Here is a 4,531-nt window from a genome sequence, read left to right as displayed (position 1 = left end):
AGCGGGCCTCGCCCGGGGGCGAGGCGACGGCCCCGGCGCGTTGCTCGCCGGGCCGCGTGCCGCTTCGGTCCGGTTCCCCCTGCCCGCGATCGGCGCGGGGGCGGGCCGCCGGCGGGCCCCCCCCTCCGCCAGGGCGGCCCTGGGGGGCGGCCGGCCGCACCCGCGAACGTCCGCCCGGCGGGGCGGCGTGTCAGGGGGGCGCCAGCGCCGCGCGGAGGGCCGCGTGCAGGCCGGCCGGGTCGAGATCGCGGCGCGCGCCGGGCCCGGGGCGGTCGCTGCGCCAGAGGAGGTAGTCGGTGGCGAGGCCGTCGCGCGGGCGCTGCGGCACGGCAGGCAGGTGATCGCCGTAGGCGGCGAGCAGCAGCGGGCGGTCGAGGCCGCGCGCGGCGTCGGCGATGGCGCCGAGCATCGCGTCGGTGTCGCGAAGGTGGGCGAGCCAGGCGTCGAGCGGGTCGGGGCCGGGCCAGGGGCCGTGCGCCTGCATGGTGATGACGAAGAGGAACAGGGGCGTGGCGGCGGCGCGCAGCTCGGCGATGACGCGGGCCCCGAGCGCCGCGTCGGCGACATGGGCGCCGACGCGCGGCGCCCCGGCGAAGGCGCGCGCATCGAGGAAGCGCTGGAAGCCGAGCGCCGGCAGGGCACGGTGGCGGCCGAAGAAGCGCCGGTCGAAGGGGTGCAGGCAGGCGGTGGCATAGCCCGCCGCGCCGAGCGCCGAGGCGAGCGAGGGCAGCGGGACGCGGGCGAAGCGGAAATAGGGGTGGAAGCGGTCGAGGCCGAGCGCCGCCTCGGGAAGCCCGGTCAGCACGCCGAACTCCGCGCGCATGGTGTTGGCGCCGAAGGCCGGGGCGGCGAAGCGGCCGTGCTGCAGGGCGGCGGCGCGGAGCGCCTCCCAGCGCGGCAGCGCGCCGGCGGCGCCGCACAGCCGCCGCGGGTCGCAGAAGCTTTCCGCCTGGACCAGGACGAGGTGCGGCGCCGGCGCGCGCAGCGGCAGCGGCGGCGCGGCGAGCCGGGCGCGGCGGGCCGGGCGTTCGGCGCGCGCCACCGCGCGCTGGCGCGCGAGCGCCGCGCACGGCCCGAGCGCGGCGGCGTCGGCCGCCGGATCGCCGGTGAGGGGCAGGGAAGGAGGGCGGAGAAGGCTGGGCCAGGCGAGGCCGAGGGCAGCGGCGGCGAGCAGCGCGCGCCCCCCCGGCGCGAGCGCGGCGAGCGGCGGCTCGGCCAGCCAGGCGAGCGGCGGGGCGAGGAGCAGCAGCGCCGCGGCGCCCGCGAGCCGCGCCGGCCCGGCGAAGGGCAGATAGAGGCCGGGATGGCGCACCACTCCGGACAGCAGCGCCACGTCGGAGAACACCACCGGCTCGCCGAGCACGCGGCGCTTGGCCGTGTCGGCGAGGGCGAGGGCCAGGGCGAGGGAGAACACGACGCAGCCGGCGAGCACAGGCCGCGCGGTCGCCGCGAGCAGCAGCGCCCAGAGCAGGGCCGCCGGCGCCAGATCGGTGGCGAGCCGCGCCGGCGGCTGGCGCAGCCCGGCACCGGCGGCGCGGCGCAGCAGCCACCAGCCGGCGAGCGGCGGGGCAGCGCCAAGCGCGAGATGGGCGAAGGCGGCGGCGTTCATGCGGCGCCGCACCCCGGCGGCGGCGCGGCGGGGGATGTGGATCTCACGGCAGGGGCGGGATGATACCGCGGCGGCTGCGCCGATCGAGGCGCTCCGCCCGCACGGGCCGCGCGCGCGGCTGGGCCGCCGCGCCGCAGGGGGGCCGCCGGCGCCTCAGTCGGCGGTCGCGGCGGCGCGGCCGGACGCGCCCGCGACGCGCCGCGCCGGCAGCGCCTCGAGCCGGCGCACCGCGCCCTCGACGCCGGCGCGGATGCCGGCCTCGCTAAAGAACCCGCCGCGGACCAGCGAGCGCGCCACCAGCACGCGGCGGAACGCGTCCACCAGCGCGGCATCGGGCGGCCCGGCCCGGGTCCAGAAGGCGTCGAGCCGGCCCTGCCAGGTCAGCCCCGGCATGTCGTAGAGCGCGTGGCCGAGCGTCACGACCGGCTTGCCCGCCGAGAGTGCCTGCAGCCCGGCGGTGCTGTTCACGGTGACGACGCCGCGCGCCGGCCCGAGCAGCGGGCCGAGCAGGGTCTCACCCAGATAGACCACGCGATCGGCGGGCAGGCCGGCGGCGCGCGCGGCCTCGCGCACCACTGCGCCCCAGCGCACCAGGCCGTTGTCGAGCGGATGCCCCTTGATCACCAGCCGTGTCCCGGGCGGCGCGGCGCGGGCGAAGGAGGCGACCACCTCGAGGATCACTTGGCGCATCGAGGCATAGGGGGAGTGCCGGCGGATCTGGTAGTCGCCGTCGAGCTGCAGGGGCAGCAGCCAGAAGGGGGCTGGGTCCTCGGCCAGGCGGCGCAGGCGCCGGGCCGAGGCCGCGCGCGCCAGGGGGCGGCACAGGCCGCGGCGCAGCCAGCCGAGATACTCGTGCAGCGGGTGCCAGGGACGGTGGGTGCGCCAGTGCGGGAAGCGGCGCCGGCCGGCCAGGGCGGCGAGGTTGTAGGCGACGTCCTCCGCCGCGCGGCGCAGGAACCGGCCGGACAGGTTGACCTCCGGCGGCTCGGGCGGCAGGTGGCGCGCCTGTTCGCGGAACCAGGCCGGATCGCGCGGCAGGGGCGAGCGGGCGTTGACCCCGCCCTCCTCGAGCGTGATCCAGCCCGGGCGGAGGTAGCCCTCCTCGAAGACGTGCACCGCGCAGCCGGCGGCCCGCGCGACCGGGATCGCCGCCTCGTGCAGCGGGCGGCAGTCGCTGAACAGCACGAGGTCGGTCACGGCGTGGCGGCGCAGGATGCGCCCCAGCGCCGGGGGCCAGTCCTGCGGCCGGCCGGTGAAGTCGAGCGCGCCGGGATGCGGCCAGAAGAGCCGGTCGCCAGCGTTGAAGTTGACGCGCAGCACGCCGTGGCCGCGCCCGGCCAGCGCCGCGCCGAGCCGCGCGAAGAAGGCGGAGGCGGGCCCCTGAAGGAAGAGGAAGCAGCGTCGGACGGGGCGAGGCGGCGCGAGGGCGTTCATGCGCCCTCCGCCGCGCTCCAGCGGCGGAACGCGGCGCGGGCGCGGCCCTGCCAGCGCCGCAGCCGGGCGATCGCGCCGGGCCGCCACGCCGCGGGGTCGGCCAGGCGGTCGAGCACCACTTCCACGGGACAGGGGAGTTCCAGCAGCGGGTCCACGTAGCGTGGATAGAGGATGAGAGAAATGGCGACTAGCTCATCAACCGTTAATATTCGGTTTCTCCGCGCCCGGGGCAGAGGGGCCCGGTCCTCGGTGAGCCCCCACCCCGCGTAGAACGGCGCGCCCCAGCAGACCACGCGCAGGCCGCGCAACAGGGCTTCGAAGCCGGCGAGCGAGGTGATGGTATGCACCTCGTCCACGGCGGCGAGCAGCGCCGCCATGGGCGCCTCGGGCAGCACGCGGTCGGCGAAGCGCAGGGCGTCGCGCAGCGGCACGTGGCCGCGGCGGTAGCCGGCGACCACGTCGGGGTGCGGCTTGAACACGAGGAAGGCGTCGGGTCCGGCCGCCGCGCGCGCGGCGCGCAGCAGGTCGAGATTGCCCCGCACCGCGGCGGCGCCGAGGCGGACGGAGAGGTCGTCCTCGACCTGGCCGGGCACCAGCACGCGCCGCGCGCCGGGCGGCGCGCCGAGGTCGAGGGCGGCGGGGCCGCCGAGGCCGTATTTCGTCACGCCGCGCGCGAGCAGCGCCGCGCGCAGGGCGGCGGCGCGGGCGAGGAGGGCGGGGTCGGGCCTCGCCTCGGCCAGCAGGCGCTCGAGCCGGCTCGGCGCGGCGGGGTCGAGATGCAGGCCGGGCGCGGTGTCGAGCACCAGCGAGGCGCCCGGCAGGAAGCCGGCGCCGAGGCCGGCGGAGCGGACGAAGCCGTCCTCGACGTAGAGCAGGGACAGTCCGGCCGCGGCGGCGCGGTGCGGCAGGCCGGGCGGGACGCGGGTGGCCCAGACGGCGATCGCGGGGGGATCGGCGGCTCCCCTGCGTGCGCCGGCGGCGGCGGCGACCGCGGCGCGCGCGCCGCGCCGGAAGGCGGGGCGGCCGGCCTCCGAGGCGAGGGCCGCAGCGATGCGCCGCCGTTTCCAGAAGGCCATGCCGCAGCAGACGACGATGCGACGGTTCTCCGCCTCGGCGATCCGCCAGTCGGCGAGCTGACGCAGCGCCTCGAGCAGCGTCCAGGGGCGGCCGCGGAAGGGGTCGGCGCAGCGGGTGCCGGCGATCAGGGCGGCGAAGAGATCGGTCGCATCGCGGGCCGGGCCGGGGCGCCGCGGCACCGACGGCATGTCCCGCGTCGCGCCCCAGCCGGCGAAGGCGGCGCCCGGAGCGTGGCAGGTCACCGGCACGCCCGCGGCGAGGGCGAGCAGGCCGAGAGGATCGTCGAGCACGTGCAGCGCGGCGGCGGCGTCGAGCAGGGTCCAGGGCGCGAGCGGGGCGGCGGCGCAGCCCGGCAGGGTCGGCCGCGCCGCCGGCGGCGCCGCCGGCGCGCGCACCACGCGCAGCGGCCGG

Annotated in this window: 3 protein-coding genes; all 3 read right to left on the bottom strand. The window is 79.5% G+C overall.

What is annotated here, in order from left to right; genetic code table 11:
* Positions 1-190 precede the first annotated feature (190 nt).
* Positions 191-1,609: an LTA synthase family protein gene (locus tag K1J50_RS18555; protein WP_220119233.1), complete on the bottom strand. Its 1,419-nt coding sequence runs from the start codon at positions 1,607-1,609 to the stop codon at positions 191-193.
* Between the two features lie 153 nt (positions 1,610-1,762).
* Positions 1,763-3,043: a capsule biosynthesis protein gene (locus tag K1J50_RS18550; RefSeq protein ID WP_220119232.1), complete on the bottom strand. Its 1,281-nt coding sequence runs from the start codon at positions 3,041-3,043 to the stop codon at positions 1,763-1,765.
* Positions 3,040-4,531 (bottom strand): capsular polysaccharide export protein, LipB/KpsS family (locus K1J50_RS18545; protein WP_220119231.1); only part of this gene is annotated, 1,492 nt, incomplete at its 5' end. The genes K1J50_RS18550 and K1J50_RS18545, both read right to left, overlap by 4 nt.

The organism is Caldovatus aquaticus (assembly GCF_019458025.1).
GTDB lineage: Bacteria > Pseudomonadota > Alphaproteobacteria > Acetobacterales > Acetobacteraceae > Caldovatus > Caldovatus aquaticus.
Note: the sequence above shows the minus strand (reverse complement) of the source record. Positions and strands in the feature narration are given on the sequence as shown.

Bases quoted from the DNA above. Each gene is read 5' to 3' on its own strand.
- K1J50_RS18555 (WP_220119233.1), bottom strand. From the start codon at position 1,609: ATGAACGCCGCCGCCTTCGCCCATCTCGCGCTTGGCGCTGCCCCGCCG.
- K1J50_RS18550 (WP_220119232.1), bottom strand. From the start codon at position 3,043: ATGAACGCCCTCGCGCCGCCTCGCCCCGTCCGACGCTGCTTCCTCTTC.